Origin of the sequence: Natrinema marinum (genome assembly GCF_024296685.1) — an archaeon.
Taxonomy (GTDB): domain Archaea; phylum Halobacteriota; class Halobacteria; order Halobacteriales; family Natrialbaceae; genus Natrinema; species Natrinema marinum.
Genome location: NZ_CP100763.1, coordinates 756,287 through 775,577, shown reverse-complemented (window position 1 = coordinate 775,577; position 19,291 = coordinate 756,287). Strand labels below are relative to the sequence as shown.

15 protein-coding genes are annotated in these 19,291 nt (G+C 65.5%); 10 read left to right on the top strand and 5 right to left on the bottom strand.

The genetic code is table 11. The features are described 5' to 3' along the window. Nucleotides 1–104: 104 nt before the first annotated feature. Nucleotides 105–491 carry a hypothetical protein gene (locus NKH51_RS03860; protein WP_254763934.1) on the bottom strand — a complete coding sequence of 129 codons (387 nt, stop codon included), beginning with the start codon at nucleotides 489–491 and terminating at the stop codon, nucleotides 105–107. A 145-nt stretch (nucleotides 492–636) separates the two neighbouring features. On the opposite strand from NKH51_RS03860, the gene purL reads away from it, so the two are divergent. Both purL and NKH51_RS03850 read left to right on the top strand, forming a co-directional pair. After that, complete coding sequence (purL, locus tag NKH51_RS03855) at nucleotides 637–2,769, top strand: phosphoribosylformylglycinamidine synthase subunit PurL (RefSeq protein ID WP_254763933.1); 2,133 nt, start codon at nucleotides 637–639, stop codon at nucleotides 2,767–2,769. 170 nt (nucleotides 2,770–2,939) lie between these two features. Next, complete coding sequence (locus NKH51_RS03850) at nucleotides 2,940–3,527, top strand: HalX domain-containing protein (protein ID WP_254763932.1); 588 nt, start codon at nucleotides 2,940–2,942, stop codon at nucleotides 3,525–3,527. Between the two features lie 2 nt (nucleotides 3,528–3,529). On the opposite strand, the gene NKH51_RS03845 is transcribed toward NKH51_RS03850, so the two are convergent. The 3 genes from NKH51_RS03845 to NKH51_RS03835 all read right to left on the bottom strand — a co-directional run bounded on the left by NKH51_RS03845 (nucleotide 3,530) and on the right by NKH51_RS03835 (nucleotide 6,546). Beyond that, nucleotides 3,530–5,392, bottom strand: a complete 1,863-nt coding sequence (locus tag NKH51_RS03845) for a PAS domain-containing sensor histidine kinase (protein ID WP_254763931.1) — start codon at nucleotides 5,390–5,392, stop codon at nucleotides 3,530–3,532. Nucleotides 5,393–5,580: 188 nt separating this feature from the next. Next, on the bottom strand, nucleotides 5,581–6,027 hold the full coding sequence (locus NKH51_RS03840) for a UPF0179 family protein (protein ID WP_254763930.1): 447 nt from the start codon (nucleotides 6,025–6,027) through the stop codon (nucleotides 5,581–5,583). An 81-nt stretch (nucleotides 6,028–6,108) separates the two neighbouring features. Then, nucleotides 6,109–6,546 carry a DUF5820 family protein gene (locus tag NKH51_RS03835; protein ID WP_254763929.1) on the bottom strand — a complete coding sequence of 146 codons (438 nt, stop codon included), beginning with the start codon at nucleotides 6,544–6,546 and terminating at the stop codon, nucleotides 6,109–6,111. Nucleotides 6,547–7,147: 601 nt separating this feature from the next. Here NKH51_RS03835 and NKH51_RS03830 point away from each other — a divergent pair. The 8 genes from NKH51_RS03830 to NKH51_RS03795 all read left to right on the top strand — a co-directional run bounded on the left by NKH51_RS03830 (nucleotide 7,148) and on the right by NKH51_RS03795 (nucleotide 17,883). Next, a complete protein-coding gene (locus tag NKH51_RS03830; protein ID WP_254765111.1) occupies nucleotides 7,148–9,220 on the top strand; it encodes a PrkA family serine protein kinase in 2,073 nt (690 codons plus the stop codon). A gap of 20 nt (nucleotides 9,221–9,240) precedes the next feature. Continuing rightward, entirely contained in the window at nucleotides 9,241–11,526 is a 2,286-nt protein-coding gene (locus NKH51_RS03825) for a PrkA family serine protein kinase (protein WP_254763928.1), read from the top strand. Further along, entirely contained in the window at nucleotides 11,517–12,845 is a 1,329-nt protein-coding gene (locus NKH51_RS03820) for a YeaH/YhbH family protein (protein ID WP_254763927.1), read from the top strand. Before NKH51_RS03825 ends, NKH51_RS03820 begins: the two co-directional genes overlap by 10 nt. An 89-nt stretch (nucleotides 12,846–12,934) precedes the next feature. Continuing rightward, on the top strand, nucleotides 12,935–14,965 hold the full coding sequence (locus NKH51_RS03815; protein ID WP_254763926.1) for a SpoVR family protein: 2,031 nt from the start codon (nucleotides 12,935–12,937) through the stop codon (nucleotides 14,963–14,965). 103 nt (nucleotides 14,966–15,068) lie between these two features. Next, complete coding sequence (locus NKH51_RS03810; RefSeq protein ID WP_254763925.1) at nucleotides 15,069–16,094, top strand: adaptin domain-containing protein; 1,026 nt, start codon at nucleotides 15,069–15,071, stop codon at nucleotides 16,092–16,094. A gap of 23 nt (nucleotides 16,095–16,117) precedes the next feature. Beyond that, nucleotides 16,118–16,507 carry a secondary thiamine-phosphate synthase enzyme YjbQ gene (locus tag NKH51_RS03805; RefSeq protein WP_254763924.1) on the top strand — a complete coding sequence of 130 codons (390 nt, stop codon included), beginning with the start codon at nucleotides 16,118–16,120 and terminating at the stop codon, nucleotides 16,505–16,507. A 124-nt stretch (nucleotides 16,508–16,631) separates the two neighbouring features. Further along, nucleotides 16,632–17,078 carry a response regulator gene (locus tag NKH51_RS03800; RefSeq protein WP_254763923.1) on the top strand — a complete coding sequence of 149 codons (447 nt, stop codon included), beginning with the start codon at nucleotides 16,632–16,634 and terminating at the stop codon, nucleotides 17,076–17,078. 70 nt (nucleotides 17,079–17,148) lie between these two features. Next, the gene (locus tag NKH51_RS03795; RefSeq protein ID WP_254763922.1) at nucleotides 17,149–17,883 is read left to right on the top strand and encodes an SDR family oxidoreductase; all 735 of its coding nucleotides are present in this window, start codon (nucleotides 17,149–17,151) and stop codon (nucleotides 17,881–17,883) included. 39 nt (nucleotides 17,884–17,922) lie between these two features. Here the strand turns inward: NKH51_RS03795 and NKH51_RS03790 are convergent, their stop codons facing one another. Beyond that, complete coding sequence (locus NKH51_RS03790) at nucleotides 17,923–19,275, bottom strand: sodium-dependent transporter (RefSeq protein ID WP_254763921.1); 1,353 nt, start codon at nucleotides 19,273–19,275, stop codon at nucleotides 17,923–17,925. Between the last annotated feature and the right edge of the window lie 16 nt (nucleotides 19,276–19,291).

Genomic DNA, 19,291 nt, shown 5'->3' with positions numbered 1-19,291 from the left:
CAAAAACGGCTCGATTGACGTTGCGCTCGAGCGTCGCCCGCTCCCGACGAGGTGGCAGTACGACGAGGTATCGCCGGCGTCGGGCGGACGTTCCGCGAGGAACGCTACTCCCCTCCGGACCAGGGGTCCGCGGTGTGAACATCGATATCGTAGGTCGACGACGCTCTGTCGCGCCGGATTCCTTCGTCGACGAGCGTCGGGACGGATCCGTCGCGATCGAGATCGAACGTCCAAAGGGACCCGGCCAGAATCGCGGCCACGGCTGCGCCGAGTAGCACGCGACGGAACAGCGCGCTGACGAAGATTGCAGCGATCGCAGCACCCGCGACCGTGATTCGACGGATCCAGACCTGCCGTTGGAACTCGTCGGCGTGAGCGACGACGATCGGTTCCCCGTCGCCCGCTGGAACCGATCGATAGCTGCTCCCAGTCGGCGTCTCGTACCGGAGGACATCGACCGATTCCGGATACTCGGCGCGTTCGTCGGTCATTCGTCCACAGCGTCTCACTGGACTCCGGTAAGCGTTCCGACGAGTCGTCGACCCTCGTCTCGCCGCCTGTATCGAGTGTCGTCGATCAATGCACGAACGTGGACATAGAAACCCATTTACCAACCGGCTTTCACCACCTAGATGAATGAGTCTTGCCGATTCGGACCGCGAACTCGTCGTTTCCGAGCTGGGGCGGGAGCCGACGCGAGCGGAGGCGGCACTGTTCGAGAACCTCTGGAGCGAGCACTGCGCGTACCGCTCATCGCGACCGCTGCTGTCGGCGTTCGACAGCGAGGGCGAGCAGGTCGTCGTCGGGCCGGGCGACGACGCGGCGGTCGTCGCACTCGACGAGGAGAACTACATCACGATGGGGATCGAGAGCCACAACCACCCCTCCTACGTGGACCCGTTCGACGGCGCGGCGACCGGCGTCGGCGGCATCGTCCGGGACACGCTCTCGATGGGCGCGTACCCGATCGCGCTCGCGGACTCGCTGTACTTCGGCGGGTTCGACCGCGAGCACTCGAAGTACCTCTTCGAGGGCGTCGTCGAGGGGATCAGCCACTACGGCAACTGCATCGGCGTCCCGACGGTCGCCGGCAGCGTCGACTTCCACCCCGATTACGAGGGGAATCCGCTGGTCAACGTCGCCTGCGTCGGCCTGACGAACGAGGAACGACTCGTCACCGCCGAAGCGCAGGAACCCGGTAACAAACTCGTCCTCGTCGGGAACGCCACCGGTCGCGACGGACTCGGCGGCGCGAGCTTCGCGAGCGAGGATCTCGCGGAGGACGCCGAAACCGAAGACCGGCCCGCGGTCCAGGTCGGCGACCCCTACGCCGAGAAGCTCCTTATCGAGGCCAACGAAGTCCTCGTCGACGAGAACCTGATCGAATCGGCCCGCGACCTCGGTGCCGCCGGTCTCGGCGGCGCCTCGAGCGAGATGGCCGCCAAAGCGAATCTCGGGGCCGACATCGAGCTCGAGCGGGTCCACCAGCGCGAGCCGAACATGTCGGCCTTGGAGATCCTGCTCGCCGAGTCTCAGGAGCGGATGTGTTACGAGGTCGAACCCGACAACGTCGATCGCGTCCGCGAGATCGCAGAGCGGTTCGATCTGGGCTGTTCGGTCATCGGCGAGGTCACCGACGGCAACTACGTCTGCACGTTTGACGGCGAGGCAGTCGTCGACGTCGACGCCTACTTCCTCGGCGAGGGCGCGCCGATGAACGACCTTGAGACCGAAGCTCCCGACCCGCCCGCGACCGACCTGCCCGAGGTCGATCCCGAGGAGGCCTTCGAAGCGATCGTCTCGAGTCCGAACACCGCCTCGAAGCGGTGGGTCTACCGCCAGTACGACCACGAGGTCGGCGTCCGAACGAGCGTGGGGCCGGGCGACGACGCGGCGATCGTCGCGGTCCGAGAAGCCGAGCAGGGACTCGCGATCTCCTCCGGTGCCGCGCCGAACTGGACCGACGCCGCCCCGCGGGAGGGGGCTCGCGCGATCGCCCTCGAGAACGCGACGAACATCGCGGCCAAGGGCGCGACGCCGCTGGCCGCGGTCGACTGTCTCAACGGCGGCAATCCGGAGAAGCCCGACGTCTACGGCGGCTTCACGGGGATCGTCGACGGCCTCGCCGAGATGTGCGAGACGCTGTCGACGCCGGTCGTTGGCGGCAACGTCTCGCTGTACAACGACTCCGTCGCGGGGCCGATCCCGCCGACGCCGACGCTCGCGATGGTCGGTTCGAAGGCGGGGTACGACGCGCCGCCGCTGGCGGTCGAACCCGAGGGCGACCTCGTGCTGGTCGGCGATCTCGGACTCGAGAGCGGCGAGCCGTCGCTCGGCGGCTCCGAGTACCTCGCGCAGTTCGGCGGCAGCGACGGGTTCTCGAAACTACCCGACGACCCTGCGGCCCTGATCGAAACGCTCGCGGCGGTCGCCGACGACGAGTCGACGCTCGCGGTCCACGACGTCAGCCACGGCGGCCTCGCGGTCTCGCTGGCCGAGATGGTCACCGACGAGGCCGGCCTTGCCGTCTCGATTCCGGGCGACGATCCGGCGGCCGCGCTGTTCCACGAACAGCCGGGCCGCGCGCTGATCCAGACCGAGTCGGTCGAGACAGTCCGCGAGGCGTTCGACGGCGTCGCCCCGGTCGTCGAGCTCGGGGCCGCGACCGACGACGGGCGGCTGACGATCGACCTCGGCGAGCGGACCATCGAGACCGACGCGGCCGCGATTCGCGACCGGCGCGCGACGATCGAACGCGAACTCGAGTGACGACCGCGCGCGAGCGACTGGCGATACCCCGTGTACGTATCCGTTGCCTTTCCGTCGAAATCGTCGCCGAGTGATCGAATATCGGCGGCTCACTCCGCTAAATTGTCCGGTATATTGATATACGTTCGGGACGATTCGTTCAACGAGTCGACCGTACAGGAGGAACTCCGATGCCCACCGATACCCCGTCCGTACTGATCGTCGAAGACGAGCCCGACCTCGCGAACCTCTATGCGGCGTGGCTCGGCGAGGAGTGTCACGTCGAGACCGCCTACGACGGCAGCGAAGCGCTCGAGGCCATCGACGAGGAGACCGACATCGTCCTGCTGGACCGACGGATGCCCGGCCTATCGGGCGACACCGTCCTCGATACGATCCGGGAGCGGCGACTCGACTGCCGAGTCGCGATGGTGACGGCGGTCGAACCGGACTTCGACATCATCGAGATGGGGTTCGACGACTACCTCGTCAAGCCGGTCTCGAAAGACGAGTTGGTCGCGATCATCGACCAACTGCTGCTCCGATCGACCTACGACGAGCAACTACAGGAGTTCTTCGCGCTTGCCTCGAAAAAGGCGTTGCTAGACGACCAGAAGACCGAAGCCGAGCGCCGGTCGAGCCAGGAGTACGCCGAACTCAAAGACCGGCTGGCGGTTCTCCGCGTGCAGGTCGACGACACGATGCAGGAGCTCCTCGAGCAAGACGGGTATCGACAGCTCTGTCAGGACATGGCGCGCGAATCCGTCGTGCCGGAGTAGTACTACTCGAGGCGGCGCTCGAGCGTCGTCACGTCTCTGATTTCGATGCGCGTCCCGCCGTTGTCGCCGTTCGTGACCGTACAGTCCCAGCCGTGGGCTTCGGCGACGGCGCGGACGAGCGCGAGGCCGAGGCCGTCGATCGCGGTGTCGTCGTCCGTGGTGGGATCGAGAACCCGGTCGTGGGCGGTCGGCGGGATTTCCACGGCGTCATCGAGGAGGAAGAAGCCGCGGCTGCCCCCGTCGTCGAACCCGACGAGGCCGATCTGAATCGTCACGTCGCCCTCGGCTCGGGCGCTGGCGCTGTCGAAGGCCGTCTCGAGGAGGTGGACGAACCGGTCGGGATCGGCCCGAAGCGTGGCAGCAGCGTCGACGACGACGCTTCCCTCGTCGATGCGCGAGTCGGCGACGGCGTCCTCGATGGCCGACTCGAGGCGGAGCCGGCTGCGGGTGCCGACGGACGTGGCGTTGCGGGCGAACTCCCGAACGTCGTCGACGAGCCGTTCGGCCCGGTCGAGGGTCGTCTCGACGGTGTCCTCCGCGAGCGGGAACTCCCACTTGCCGGCCGCGTCGTCGGCGAGCGCGTCGGCGACGGCCTCGAGTTGCTGTTGGAGGTCACTCGAGAGCACCTCGGCGACGGCCTCGAGCCGTTCGGTCTGGCGCTCGAGGTCGGCCGTTCGGTTTCGGAGGACCTGCTCGCGCTCGGCCCGGTCCAGCGCGGCCCGTGTATTCTCGACGAGCGTCGAGATGAGGTCGACGTCGGTCTCGTCGAACCGGTTCGGATCGAACGAGCCGGTCATGAGCACGCCGTGGGTACCGATGGGAGCGATGATCTCGGAGCGAAGCGGCGTGTCGGGATTGTAGAGTTCCTCGATCGTCTCGAGGTCGTCGAACAGCTCGACCTCGCCGGCCTCGAAGACGTCCCAGACGAGCCCCTCGCCGGGGTTGAACCGCGGGAGGCCGCCGAACTCGTCGTGCGCGCCGGCGGTGCCGGCGACCGGCTCGAGGTAGCCTTGTTCTTCCTCGAGCAGCCAGACGCCGCTGATGGGGAGGTCGAGCAGGTCGCTGCCCGCGTGGACGGCGATCGCACAGATCTCCTCGGGGTCGTCCGAATCGAGAAGCCACCGGGTGACCTCGTGCAGCGAGGTGACGACGCGGTCGTACTCGTGGCGGTCGGTCACGTCGCGGACGACGACGGCGACGGTCGCGACGTTGTCCTCGATCGGGACGAACCGGAACTCGCCCATTCGATCGTCGCCGTCCGGGTCGGTGTAGGGCAACTCGAGCTGGCGGCGGTCGGCGTTTCTGACGTCGACGTCCGTAATCGCCCGCCCGATCTCGACGGCGTGTTCGTCGGCGATGCCGGCGCGCTCGGTCAGGGTCTCGATGTGTTCGCCGACGAGCGTCGATCGGTCGGCACCGAGAATCGTCTCGGTCGCGCCGTTGACCGTGACGATCTCGCGGTTGCGATCGAGCGTGATGATGGCGTCCCGGACCGCCTCGACGACGGCCGCGTGCTGGGCCAGCGTCGTCTCCTGGGCGCGTCGTTCGGTCACGTCGCGCATGTACACCGAGAGGCCGCTCTCGGAGGGGTAGGCCCGGGCTTCGAACCAGGTCTCGAGGCGGGTGTGGTAGATCTCGAAGGAGACCGGCACCTGTTCGTCCATCGCGCGGTGGAAGCCGTCGGGGAACTGCGTCTCGACGGTCTGGGGGAACTCGTCCCACATGACCCGGCCGATCAGCTCCTCGCGGTCGCGTTCGAGCAGCGTCTCGGCGCGGTCGTTGAGGTAGGTGAACCGAAAGCCCGTATCGAGCGCGAAAAACGCGTCGGTGACCCGATCGACGATCGGGACGGATCGCAGCGTCACGGCTCGCGCCCCCTGCTCGCTCGCGGGTCCGGTCCCCCCTCGTACGCGCGACAATCGCCGCTCGCGGCCGTTCGCATCATCGACAGAGAGTCAGCACATAGTTTGTGAAGGCCCTATTTTAGTGTCGCGGCCGAGCGACGGACCGCGTGGTGGTCCCGGGCGTTAGTCGCGCCACAGGAGAGGACGGCTCAGTCGTCGGTCTCGAGTTCGACGAGTTCGAGCGAGCGGTCGAGATGGCAGACCTCGTGTGGCGGCTCGCCGACGATCGTCCGGATGCGGTACTCCTCGTCGAACGCGACGCCGTCGGGCTCGCAGTACTCGTGGCTCGGACACTCGACGTACGGGCAGGGGCCGGGGAGGCTCGCCTTGCTGCCCGCGAAGGCACCCTTGGTGGCGATGTTCGCGCGCACGCTCGCGGGTTCGACCTCGACGGCGCGGACGCCGCCGTCGTGCATGGCGCACTCGAGGGTCTGTGCGTTCTCGCGGACGGACGTGACGCGGTACTTCGTGCCGGGTGCAAGGTTGAGACACTGACTGCGGTAGGGACAGCCGGCGCAGGCATCGGCTTCCCCCTCGTAGACGAACTCGGTCCCCGGGTCGGCGAGCCGGGAGCCGATGAGCGTGACGGTCGACATAGATACCGGTAGTTGCCACTGGCGGTTAAGCGTCACGTCCCGGCCGGCCCGGAGCGCCCGGTTGCCGAGCGCGGATCGGCGTCAGTCCGCGGTGTCGTCGCCGGTGAGTTCGTCTAGCCGAGCGAAATAGTCCTCCCGGGGAACCTGATACAGCGCACGGTAGTTGACCTCGCCGGCGGCGAACTCGCGTGCGAGGTCGATCGTCCGCTCGAGCGCTGCTTTCCGGGTCGGGTATCGCAGCGTCTCGTTCAACGAGACATCCGGCTCGAGGTAGAGGGTGACGAACCAGTCCGCGGAGTCGGCGGTGTCGGCGGGGTTGATACCGGGCCGACGGGTTCGCTTACCGTGCGTGAGGTACAGCGTCGGCAGACAGGGAGCGGGGAACTCGTCGCCGTCGAAGACATCGGGTCGATACGCGAGGACGAGCCGTCCGTCCTCGCCGCGGCTCCAGACGGTCCAGGCGTCCGGCAGCCGCGAGCGATCCATCGCCCCGTCAGCGTCCGACTCCGAGTCCGGCATGGCTGGCGATAGGATCGGCGGCCGTATAGCCTCGTCGTCACGGTCGCCGATCGAACCGGCAGGCGGTCGTCGGCGGTTCACCCCAACGCGCGAACGTCGGATCGGCGCGCGCGAGCGGACGTAGACACTGCAGGCCGTCGATTTATACCGTAATCGGACAAATATGTGGTGTGGTATCGAGTACCGTTCTATAGCCATTACAGTATTTGCCTGTAAAAAAGTCCTGGCAAATACCTTTTGGGGCTAAGGCTAAGTAGCTGGATTACTCACTCATTAAATACTATCGGTATCCGTTTGCCGGACCGATCCACTCCGCGCCCGTCCCCGGCGCGCCGTTGCCCGAGACCGCGAGCGGTTATCGTGCAACTGAGAGTGGTGATAGCTGACACATGACACGGCAGATAGACGCCGCCCACGAAAGGGTCACGCTCCCCGGGTGCCCGCTCGAGGAGTCGACGACTCCGACGCGCTCACAGCGGGTGACACGAGGCGACGGATCCCGAAGGTTCGACCCCGAGCCGATACGGTCGGTCGAACGACGGCCGCTTGCGCCCCGTGCGGCGACGGACGACCGCAGATGGGGGAACCAACCAACGATACCATGACCGGTGACATCGAGACACTCGAGCAGCTCAGTACGGATTACAAGGAATCGATGCCCGCAGACCTGCGGGAAACCAAGTCCTTCGACTGGTACCTAGAGGAGGTGTACGAGGACCCGAAGGTGGCCCGCAACGCCCACCAGCGCGTGGCGGACATGTTCGACTACTACGGCACCACCTACGACGAGACCGAAGGGATGGTCGAGTACCAACTCGCGAGCGAGGACCCCCTCGGCGACGGCGAGAACACCTTCTACGGGAAGGTGATCCACCAGTCGATCCACGAGTTCGTCAACAAGGTGAAGTCAGGTGCCAGGCGGCTCGGTCCCGAACGCCGGATCAAGCTCCTGCTCGGCCCCGTCGGCTCCGGGAAGTCCCACTTCGACAAGCAGGTCCGCAGATACTTCGAGGACTACACGCTACGCGACGAGGGCCGGATGTACACCTTCCGCTGGACCAATCTCTGTGACGTGATTCAGGACCAGGACCCGGCCGACGACACCGTCCGGTCCCCGATGAACCAGGATCCGCTCGTGCTCCTCCCGCTCGAGCAGCGCCAGCGCGTGATCGACGACCTCAACGAGAACCTAGACGCGCCGTACACGATCCAGAACGAACAGGCGCTGGATCCCGAAAGCGAGTTCTACATGGACAGGCTGCTGGCCTACTACGACGACGACCTCCAGCAGGTCTTGGAGAACCACGTCGAGATCGTCCGCTTTGTCGCCGACGAGAACAAGCGCCAGGGCCTCGAGACCTTCGAGCCCAAGGACAAGAAGAATCAGGACGAGACCGAACTGACCGGCGACGTCAACTACTCGAAGATCGCGATCTACGGTGAGAGTGACCCGCGCGCGTTCGACTACTCTGGAGCGTTCTGTAACGCGAACCGCGGCATCTTCTCCGGCGAGGAGTTGCTCAAACTCCAGCGGGAGTTCCTCTACGACTTCCTCCACGCGACCCAAGAGCAGACGATCAAGCCCAAGAACAACCCCCGGATCGACATCGACCAGGTGATCGTGGGCCGCACCAACATGCCCGAGTACAAGGACAAGAAGGGCGACGAGAAGATGGAGGCCTTCAACGACCGCACCAAGCGGATCGACTTCCCGTACGTCCTCTCCTACGAGGACGAGGCCCAGATCTACAACAAGATGTTGAACAACGCCGACGTGCCTGACATCAACGTCGAGCCACACACCCTCGAGATGGCGGGGCTGTTCGGCGTCCTCACCCGCATCGAGGAGCCCGACACCGAGACCGTCGGGTTGCTCTCGAAGGCCAAGGCGTACAACGGCGAGATCGACGAGGGCGACGACATCGACGTGAAGAAGCTCCGCGACGAGGCCGAGGGCAAAGCCGAGATCGGCGAGGGGATGGTCGGCGTCTCGCCGCGCTTTATCGGCGACGAGATCGCCGAGGCGATCATGGACTCGAAACACCGCCAGCGCGGTTTCCTCTCGCCGCTGACGGTGTTCAACTTCTTCGAGGAGAACTTAGAACACCACGGCTCGATCCCCGAGGAGAACTTCGAGCAGTACTACCGTTACCTCGAGTCGGTTCGCGAGGAGTACAAAGAACGGGCTATCGAGGACGTCCGCCACGCGCTGGCCTACGACATCGACGAGATCCAGCGCCAGGGCGAGAAGTACATGGACCACGTGATGGCCTACATCGACGACGACACCATCGAGGACGAACTCACCGGCCGCGAGCAAGAGCCCGACGAGACGTTCCTGCGAAGCGTCGAAGAGAAACTCGACATCCCCGAGGACCGCAAGGAGGACTTCCGCCAGGAGGTCTCGAACTGGGTCTCCCGACGCGCTCGCGAGGGCGAGGCGTTCAACCCGCAGGACAACGAGCGCCTGCGTCGCGCCCTCGAACGCAAACTCTGGGAGGACAAGAAACACAACATCAACTTCTCGGCGCTGGTGTCGGCCAACGAGTTCGACGACGACGAGCGCTCCGCGTGGATCGACGCGCTGATCGAACAGGGCTACTCCGAGGGCGGCGCAAAGGAGGTGCTCGAGTTCGCCGGTGCCGAAGTCGCCAAAGCCGAGATGGAAGACTAACATGATCGAGGTCGACTAACATGACCGGCGACGACTACGTCACCGAAGCCGATCGGGCGCTCGAGGAGACCTACGAGGAGCCGATGACCCTCGCCACCTACGTCGATCGGATCTTCGAGAACCCCTCGATCGCATCCCACGCGTCGAAGTACCTGCTCGAGGCGATCGAGGCCGCCGGCACCCGCACGGTGGTCGAGGAGGGTGAGGAGAAAGAACGCTACCGCTTCTTCGACGATCCGCACAACGACGGCGAACACGCCATCCTCGGCAATACCGAGGTGCTAAACGGATTCGTCGACGACCTGCGGTCGATCGCCGCGGGTCGGGCGAAAGACGAGAAGATCATCTGGTTCGAGGGGCCGACGGCGACCGGCAAATCCGAACTCAAGCGCTGCCTGGTCAACGGGCTACGCGAGTACTCGAAGACGCCGGCGGGGCGACGCTACACCGTCGAGTGGAACGTCACGACGGCCGACGCCGGCGAGCGCGGGCTGAGCTACGGCGGCGACGCCACCGCAGGCGACGACCAGAACTGGTACGAGAGCCCCGTCCAGGCGCATCCGCTGTCGGTGTTCCCCGAGAAAGTCCGAGAGGACCTGCTCGCCGAACTCAACGACGAACTCGACGACCACGTCCCCGTCCAGGTCGACGCACAGCTCGACCCGTTCTCTCGGGAAGCGTACGATTATCTCGAGGAGCGCTACCGCCGGGAGGGCGAGGAGGCACTGTTCTCGGCGATCACCGACGAGAACCACCTCCGCGTGAAGAACTACGTCGTCGACCTCGGTCAGGGTGTCGGCGTCCTCCACTCGGAGGACGACGGGCCGCCGAAAGAGCGCCTCGTCGGCTCGTGGATGCACGGGATGCTCCAGGAACTCGACTCGCGCGGGCGAAAGAACCCGCAGGCGTTCAGTTACGACGGCGTGCTCTCGCAGGGCAACGGCGTTCTCACGATCGTCGAGGACGCGGCCCAGCACGCCGACTTGCTCCAGAAGCTGCTGAACGTCCCGGACGAGCAGTCCGTCAAACTCGACAAGGGAATCGGCATGGACGTCGACAGCCAGCTACTGATCATCTCGAACCCCGATCTCGAGGCCCAGCTCAACCAGCACTCGGATCGCAACGGAATGGATCCGCTGAAGGCCTTGAAACGGCGGCTGGACAAGCACCGCTTTGGCTACCTGACGAACCTCTCGCTCGAGACGGAGCTCATCCGGCGCGAGCTGACGAACGAGACGGCGGTCTGGGAGGCCACGAGCTACGACGAACTCGCTGAGCGGATCCGCGCGCCGGTGACGGTGGCGGTCAAAAACCGCGGCGGCGAGACGCGGGTCCAGGAGTTCGCACCCCACGCGATCGAGGCCGCAGCGCTGTACGCGGTCGTAACGCGGTTAGACGAGGAACACCTCCCGAACGGGCTCGACCTCGTGGACAAGGCGCTGATCTACGATCAGGGCTACCTGCAGGAGGGGGACACTCGCCGGGAGAAAGAGGGGTTCGACTTCGACGGCGACAGCAACGACGGCGATCACGGCGTCCCGGTCACGTACACGCGGGACACCCTCGCCGAGCTACTCCAGGCCGATCGCGACCGCCACCACGCCGACCTGGCGGTCGAGGACGTGGTCATGCCCCGCGACGTGTTGAACGCGATGGTCGAGGGGCTGGCCGACGCGCCGGTCTTCTCGACGGGCGAGCGCTCCGAGTTCGAGAACCGCGTCGTTCCCGTCAAGAACTACATCTACGACCAGCAGGAGAGCGACGTCATCGAGGCCATCATGCACGACAAGCGCGTCGACGAGGAGACCGTCGCCGAGTACGTCGAACACGTCTACGCCTGGGAGACCGACGAGCCGCTGCACAACGACCGCGGCGAGCGCGTCGAGCCCGACCCGCTGAAGATGAAGCTGTTCGAGGTCGAACACCTCGGCCGGTTCACCGAGGACGAGTACGAGGGGAACCTCCCCCGCGAGAGCGTCCGGAACTTCCGGCGCGAGAAGGTCATCACGTCGCTGAACCGCCACGCGTGGGAGCACCGCAACGAGGACTTCTCGGTCGAGGACGTCGACCTCACCGCGATCCCCGTGATCAAGACGGTCCTCGAGAGCCACGACTGGGACGACGTCGAGCGAACCTTCGAGGACTTCGACCCGCGGCAGTGGGACGACCCGCCGAGCGGGACCGAGACGGCCGCGGTCAAAGCCGATACGATCGCGACGATGGTCGACCTCTTCGGCTACACGGAGGCGTCGGCCGAACTGACCAGCAGACACGTTATGGGACAGGTGAGCTACAGATGGGACTGAGAGACGACCTCGAGCGATTCCGCGAAGTCGGCGAAGAGCGCCGCGAGGACCTCGCCGACTTCATCCAGTACGGCGACCTCGGCCAGAGTCGGCCGGGCGAGATCAACATCCCCGTCAAGATCATCTCGCTGCCGGAGTTCGAGTACGACCAGCGCGACCAGGGCGGGGTCGGGCAGGGCGAGGGCGGGACGCCCCAGCCGGGCCAGCCGGTCGGTCAGCCACAGCCCCAGCCGGGCGACGACGACGGCGAAGACGGCGAACCCGGCGAGGAAGGCGGCGAGCACGAGTACTACGAGATGGATCCCGAGGAGTTCGCCGAGGAGCTCGACGAGGAACTCGGGCTCGACCTCGATCCGAAGGGCAAGAAGGTCATCGAGGAGAAGGAAGGGCCCTTTACTGACCTCACCCGGACCGGCCCGAACAGCACGCTCGACTTCGAGCGGATGTTCAAGGAGGGACTCAAGCGCAAGCTCGCGATGGACTTCGACGAGGAGTTCCTGCGGGAACTGTGCAAGGTCGAAGGGATCTCCCCGCGCGACGTCTTCGAGTGGGCCCGCGGGGAGAACCTCCCGGTGTCGATGGCCTGGGTCGAAGAGGCCTACGACGACGTTCCAGACGAGGAACGGGGTACATGGGCCTCGATCGAGGAGGTCGAGAATAACGTCGAGCGCGAGGACGTCCAGCAGAAGATCCGTCGGGAGGGGATCGATCACGTCCCCTTCCGCCGAGAGGACGAGCGCTACCGCCACCCCGAGATCATCGAGGAAAAAGAGAAGAACGTCGTGGTCGTCAACATCCGCGACGTCTCCGGCTCGATGCGCGAGAAAAAGCGCGAACTCGTCGAGCGGACCTTCACACCGCTTGATTGGTACCTGCAGGGCAAGTACGACAACGCCGAGTTCGTCTACATCGCCCACGACGCCGACGCCTGGGAGGTCGAGCGCGACGAGTTCTTCGGCATCCGCAGCGGCGGCGGCACCAAGATCTCGAGCGCGTACGAACTCGCCGCACAGTTGTTAGAGGAGTACCCGTGGAGTGACTGGAACCGCTACGTCTTCGCCGCGGGCGACTCCGAGAACTCGAGCAACGACACCGGCGAGCGCGTGATCCCGCTGATGGAGGAGATTCCGGCGAACCTCCACGCCTACGTGGAGACCCAGCCCAGCGGCAACGCGATCAACGCGACCCACGCCGAGGAACTCGAGCGCCACTTCGGTACCGACGCCGACGAGGTGGCGGTCGCGTACGTCAACGGCGAGTCGGACGTGACCGACGCGATCTACGACATCCTCTCGACGGAGGGCGAGCAAGATGAGTAACGAAGCGAACGCTGTTCGGTTCGGTCCCCGCGGCGCGAGGACCGATGCACGTAAAGCGCGCATCGAACCCACGAAAACCGGTGGTTTTCATGAGTAAACGCAATTCCAACGCGGACCGCTTCCGCAAACAGGCGATCGCCAGCGACCTCGAGGAACCGGTCGACGAAGCCCGGAACCTCGCGAAGAAGCTCGGCCTCGATCCCTACCCGGTGAAGTACTGGATCATCGACTACGACGAGATGAACGAACTCATCGCCTACGGCGGGTTCCAGTCGCGGTATCCACACTGGCGATGGGGGATGCAGTACGACCGCCAGCAGAAACAGGGCCAGTACAGTGGCGGAAAGGCCTTCGAGATCGTCAACAACGACAACCCCGCCCACGCGTTCTTACAGGAGTCGAACACGATCGCCGACCAGAAGGCGGTCATCACCCACGTCGAGGCTCACTCCGACTTCTTCGCGAACAACGAGTGGTTCGGCATGTTCACCCGCGGGCAGGCCGACGAGGGCCAGGTCAACGCCGCCGCGATGCTCGAGCGCCACGCGCGGGCGATCGACGAGTACATGTCCGATCCCGAGATCGACCGCGCCGAGGTCGAGAAGTGGATCGACCACTGCCTCTCGCTCGAGGACAACATCGACCAGCACCAGGTGTTCACCCGCCGGCTCGACGTCGACGGCCCGGCCGGCGAGGAGATCGACGAGGACCTCGCCGAGAAACTCGACGAACTCGACCTCTCCGACGAGGTCAAAGGCGAGGTCTTCAACGAGGAGTGGGTCGAGAAACTCGAGGGCGAGGAGATCGCGGCGAACTTCCCGGAGGAACCCCAGAAGGACCTGCTGGCGTTCGTCCGCGAACACGGCAAGCGATACGACGAGGACGCCGGTCGGGGCGTCGAGATGGAAGAGTGGCAACGCGACATCCTCGATATGATGCGCGCGGAGGCGTACTACTTCGCCGCCCAGAAGATGACGAAAGTGATGAACGAGGGCTGGGCCGCCTACTGGGAGTCGACGATGATGACCGACGAGGTCTTCGCCGGCGACGACGAGTTCATGAACTACGCCGACCACATGGCGAAGGTGCTGGCCTCCGGCGGACTCAACCCCTACAGCCTCGGCATGGAACTCTGGGAGTACGTCGAGAACACGACCAACCGCCGGGAAGTGCTCGAGCATCTCCTGCGCGTCGAGGGCGTCTCCTGGCGCAACCTCACCGACGTCGTCGACTTCGACGCGGTGCTCGAGACGCTGGAGCCGCCGACGGCGATCGAGACGATCTCAGCCGAGACGCTCGACTCGCTCGAGGACGTTCCCGAGGAATGGGTCGATCGCGAGGCCATAGAGCGGGCTCGCGAGGGCGAGATCGACGTCTCGAAGTACCCCTGGAAGGTGCTGACCGACGAAGGACTGGCCCGCCGGCACTACTCGCTGGTCAAGCGCCAGAACCGCGGCTTCCTCGCCAGGGTCAACCAGAACGAACTCGAGCGGATCGGCCGCTATCTGTTCGACGACGCCCGTTACTCGTCGGTCGAAGAGGCGCTCGCGGACGTCGACTTCGCGGCCGGCTGGGACCGAATGTTCGACGTTCGGGAGAGTCACAACGACGTGACCTTCTTGGACGAGTTCCTGACTCAGGAGTTCATCACTGAGAACAACTACTTCACCTACGAACACTCCCAGGCGACGGGGCAGTTCCACGTGGCCAGTGACGCCGCCGAGGACGTCAAGAAGAAGCTCCTGTTGCAGTTCACCAACTTCGGCAAGCCGACGATCGCGGTCTACGACGGCAACTACAACAACGCTAACGAGTTGCTGCTCGGCCACCAGTACAACGGCGTCATGCTCGACATGGGTCAAGCAACGGAGACCTTGAAACGCGTCTTCGAACTGTGGGGCCGGCCGGTGAACCTGCTGACGATCGTCAAGGAGATCGACGAACACGATATCGAGGTGGCGAAACGGCGCAACCGCGAGCCCGAACCCGAAGAGCGGGGCAAGCTCATCCGGTACGACGGCGAGACCGTGACGACCGAGGACGTACCGTGGGAGGAGGTCGAACACCTCGCGGCCGACGACGTCGACTACGACACCAAGCCCGACGAGTGGCTCGCCTAGAGCGACCGGAGCCGACACCCCCGACCGACGCGCCCGAACCGACGCCGTCGCGGGGGTGTTGGCCAGAACGCTTTTGCTGCCTATCTCGAATGCAGAGGACACGATGGATGGGGATAGGGGCGAGGCCGTCGAGCGCCGGGGCGGCGGAGCGGCGGGAATCGATCTGCCGTCAGTTCTCGCGCAACTAGACAGCACCGCACCGACGGAGCAACGTTCTGCGGTCCGACGGATCCGAACCGTGATCGACGAACAAGAGCGGCCAGCGGCGTGCGTCCCGACCGTCCCGAAACTCCGCGCACTGCTCGAGCGACCCGAACTCGACTTTCACGAGGAGGTCGCCGCCTGTCTCGCCGATCTCGCGGCCGAGGCGCCCGACGATGTCGCACCGTCGGCCGACGCGATCGTGGCCATCGCGACCGAGCGCACCGAACAGCCGGTGACGCGAGAACTCCTTCGCTGTCTCGCCGCCGTCGCAGCCGAGCGATCGGACGCTGTGGCCGACCACACCGCGGCGATCGCCGACGTACTGGAGCAGCGCCGTGGCTACGATCGGTGGGGGCTACGGACGCTGGCACACGTCTCGCGAGCGCATCCGACCGCGCTCGAGCCGGCAGCGTCGGTCCTGACGGACGCGTTGGTGGCGAATCCGGCTGACAACGGCCGGCCGGCGCTGCAGGCGCTTGGCCGACTGGCGCGATCGGACGCGACGTTGCCCTCCCTCGAGTTCGTCGACCACGCCGCCGGACTCGTCGACCACGACGACGCCGCCCTGCGGTACGACGCGCTGGGCTGTCTCGGCGACGTGGCCGACCGGGCGCCCGCCGCGGTCGAGCCGGTCTGTCGGGACCTCGGGGCTGCGCTTTCCTGCGACGACCCCGATACCCGGGCGACCGCTGCGATCACGATCGCGCGCGTCGCCGCCACACATCCCACGGCGGTCGAGCCCGTCCGAGAGGCGCTGTTCGAGTTGCTCTCGGACGACCACGCCCACGTCCGTGCGAACGCCTGCGTCGCGATCGGCAACGGGCGGGTGGACGCGGCGGCTGGCCGACTCGCGGACCTCTCCACGGCGGATCCGGCTCCGAACGTCCGCGACCGCGCCGACTGGGCGCTCGAGCAACTTTCGTAATCGTCGCGGCCGTCCGTCTAACTATGACGTTTTCCGTCGAAACCGATTCGCGGCTGACGACCGTCGACGTGACCGACTACATCGCCGCGGCCGTACCGGACGACTGCGAGTCGGGCACCTGTACGGCCTTCGTCGAACACACGACGGCTGGCTTGGTCGTCCAGGAGAACGAACCGCGATTGCGCGGCGACCTCGAGTCGTTTCTTCGAGATCTCGTTCCCGACGAGGGACACGCACACGACGAACTGGACGGCAACGCGGACTCGCACCTGCGGGCGGCGCTCGTCGGACCGGACGTGACGATTCCGATCGAGAACGGAACGCCGGCGCTAGGGACGTGGCAGTCGGTGTTGCTCGTCGAATGCGATGGCCCGCGAACGCGGCGGGTGTCGGTGACGACCGTCGACGACTGACGCTCGAACTCCGCTTCGCTGGCGAGTTCCAAATTACCTAGCAACCACGCTTAACAACTCCCTCTGAGTAGACGGGACCGACGAATGTGTCCGCTCTGGATTGCGTTTCTGCCGGGATATACACATGAGCGATGAACCTGCCGGTCCGATCGATGTGCTCGTCGTCGAAGACGATTCAGGCGACGTTCGACGCCTACACGAAGCGTTCGCCGAACTGGACCACCGGATCTCGATCGATGTCGCCGCCGACGGAGCGGAAGCGCTAGCGCTGTTGACCGACTGTACCGACGAGCCGTCGTCGCTGCCGGATCTCGTCTTTCTGGATCTTGATCTGCCGCGAATGGGGGGCCTCGAGCTCCTCGAAGCGGTTTCGGACGAATTAGTGCTTGCCCGAATTCCCATCCTCGTGGTGACCCGTTCGACGAACGGTGAGGATATCCGCGAGAGTTACGATCTCGCGGCGAACGCGTATCTCCCGAAGCCGACCGACGAAGCCGGCTACGACGAGCTGGCGACCGCCGTCGCAGAGTTCTGGTTCGAGCGGGCCCTAATGCCGACGGCCGCCCTGTAGCGAACCGGTCGCCCCGCGGCGACCGCCACCGCCCCCGACTTTAATGCACGCAGACCGCACATCGTAGCGTATGGTAGCGACATCCGAGTTCGACGTCGACTTCGACGGAACCGTCGCGGTGATCACCGGTGCGAGCGGAGCGCTCGGCAGCGCCGCCGTCGATCGCTTCCGCGAGGCGGGCGCGACGGTCTGTGCCGTCGACGTGATCGCGCCCGACGACGGGGACAGTCAACTCGAGCGCGACCCGGCCGACGACGCCGCCTTCGCGTTCTACGAGGCCGATCTGACCGACGAGGACGACGTGGCCGACCTGATGGACGCGATCGTCGACGACCACGGCCGGATCGACCACCTGCTGAACATCGCGGGGACGTGGCGCGGCGGCGACCACGTCGAGGACACCGCTCTCGAGGAGTTCGATCTCCTGCTGAACATCAACCTGAAGACGGCCTTCCTCGCCTCGAAACACGCCCTCCCCCACCTCCAGGAGTCCGAGGGCGCGATCGTTAGTATCAGCGCCCGCTCCTCGCTCGAGGGCGGTGAGGGCGACGGCCCCTATCGGATCACGAAAGCGGGTATCCGACTGTTGACGGAGACACTGGCCGCCGAAAACCGCGGGACCGTGCGGGCCAACTGCGTCATGCCGAGCGTGATCGACACGCCGATGAACCGCGAGATGATGCCCGACGCGGATCACGACGCGTGGGTCGATCCGCCCGAGATCGCGGACGTGATGGCCTTCCTCTGTAGCGACGGCGCGGCGGTGACCAGCGGCGCTGCCGTACCGGTGTACGGCGAAGCGTAAGCGATCCGGAAACGGAATCGTTCGAACCGGAGCGGCCGATCAGAGGTTCGTACTCAACCAGTCAGCGAAGCCGCCGGTCAGGAATCCGTAGTAGTCCCACGCGTTCAGTGCGACCAGCACGACCAGTGCGATGACGACGGGAATTCGAATGAACCAGAGCCACGCGACTCCGAGCGACCCGACGTCTTTGATCCCCTTGCCGATCTCCTCGAGTGCGAGATCCGGGACGACCCAGCCGACGAAGATCGATAGCAGGAGGCCGCCGAGCATCAGCAGGATGCTGTTCGCGAAGCCGTCGTAGAGGCTGATGAAGACGAGGTCGAGCGCCGCCGGAACGCCGACGAGGAACATGGCCGTGCCCAGCGCGGCCGTCGCGGGAACGCGGCCGACGCCCCGTTCGTCGATCAGGTAGGCGACGACGACCTCCATGATGCTGATCGCGCTCGAGAGGGCGGCGATCGCGACGGTGGCGAAGAAAATCGCGCCCAGAATGCCGCCGAGCGGGAGGCCGCCGAACGCCGAGGCGAGACTGACGAAGATCAGCGACGGACCGGACGCGCCGGGCTCGATTCCCGCGGCGAACAGGACCGGGAAGGCGATCAGGCCGGCGGTGAAGGCGATGAAGGTGTCGAGCGCGGCGATGATGCCGGCGTCTTCCGCGAGGTTCCGATCCTCGCCGAGGTAGGACGCGTACGTAATCATCACGCCCATCCCGAGCGAGAGCGTGAAGAAGGCCTGTGCGGCGGCTGCCGGAAGGATCGTCGTCCAGTTGTTCGCGATAGTGCTGAATTCCGGTGAGAGGTAGTACGCGTAAGCGTCACCGGCTCCCTCGAGTGTGAACGCGTACACGGCGAGGCCGATCGAGATGATGATGATCGCGGGAACCATCACCTTGACCGAGAGCTCGATCCCGCGTTGGATTCCAAGCGCGACGATCGCGACGACCGCCGCCATGAAGATCGCGTGCAAGGCGACGGCGTCGAGGCCGGTCGCGACCTGCCCGAACTGGGCGGGCGCATCAGTAGCGCTGTATCCGCCCCCCAGTCCGATCAGGACGTATCTGAGCGTCCAGCCGGCGACGACGCTGTAGTACGAGAGGATGACGAAGCCGGCCGTGATGAAGACCCAGCCGATCTTCGTCCACGCGCCACGACCGATTCGTTTCAACGCGCCGACTGGGTTTCGCTCCGTGTAGCGCCCGACGACGAACTCGACGAGGATGACCGGAAACCCAACCCCGACGACGAGGAGGAGATACATAACTAGGAACGCCGCACCCCCCTGTTCACCGACCTGATACGGGAACCGCCAGATATTCCCTAATCCCACTGCACTGCCGACTGCAGCTAGGATGAAGCCTGTTCTCGTTGCCCATGATTCTCGCTGTGCCATGGTGTATCGCTCATCT

What these genes read in the sequence shown, in the direction of transcription:
- NKH51_RS03835 (WP_254763929.1), bottom strand. Translation starts at nt 6,546, where the DNA reads ATGCCGGACTCGGAGTCGGACGCTGACGGGGCGATGGATCGCTCGCGG.
- NKH51_RS03830 (WP_254765111.1), top strand. Translation starts at nt 7,148, where the DNA reads ATGACCGGTGACATCGAGACACTCGAGCAGCTCAGTACGGATTACAAG.
- NKH51_RS03805 (WP_254763924.1), top strand. Translation starts at nt 16,118, where the DNA reads ATGACGTTTTCCGTCGAAACCGATTCGCGGCTGACGACCGTCGACGTG.
- NKH51_RS03860 (WP_254763934.1), bottom strand. Translation starts at nt 491, where the DNA reads ATGACCGACGAACGCGCCGAGTATCCGGAATCGGTCGATGTCCTCCGG.
- NKH51_RS03810 (WP_254763925.1), top strand. Translation starts at nt 15,069, where the DNA reads ATGGATGGGGATAGGGGCGAGGCCGTCGAGCGCCGGGGCGGCGGAGCG.
- NKH51_RS03820 (WP_254763927.1), top strand. Translation starts at nt 11,517, where the DNA reads ATGGGACTGAGAGACGACCTCGAGCGATTCCGCGAAGTCGGCGAAGAG.
- NKH51_RS03825 (WP_254763928.1), top strand. Translation starts at nt 9,241, where the DNA reads ATGACCGGCGACGACTACGTCACCGAAGCCGATCGGGCGCTCGAGGAG.
- NKH51_RS03790 (WP_254763921.1), bottom strand. Translation starts at nt 19,275, where the DNA reads ATGGCACAGCGAGAATCATGGGCAACGAGAACAGGCTTCATCCTAGCT.
- NKH51_RS03840 (WP_254763930.1), bottom strand. Translation starts at nt 6,027, where the DNA reads ATGTCGACCGTCACGCTCATCGGCTCCCGGCTCGCCGACCCGGGGACC.
- NKH51_RS03850 (WP_254763932.1), top strand. Translation starts at nt 2,940, where the DNA reads ATGCCCACCGATACCCCGTCCGTACTGATCGTCGAAGACGAGCCCGAC.
- NKH51_RS03815 (WP_254763926.1), top strand. Translation starts at nt 12,935, where the DNA reads ATGAGTAAACGCAATTCCAACGCGGACCGCTTCCGCAAACAGGCGATC.
- NKH51_RS03795 (WP_254763922.1), top strand. Translation starts at nt 17,149, where the DNA reads ATGGTAGCGACATCCGAGTTCGACGTCGACTTCGACGGAACCGTCGCG.
- purL (WP_254763933.1), top strand. Translation starts at nt 637, where the DNA reads ATGAGTCTTGCCGATTCGGACCGCGAACTCGTCGTTTCCGAGCTGGGG.
- NKH51_RS03800 (WP_254763923.1), top strand. Translation starts at nt 16,632, where the DNA reads ATGAGCGATGAACCTGCCGGTCCGATCGATGTGCTCGTCGTCGAAGAC.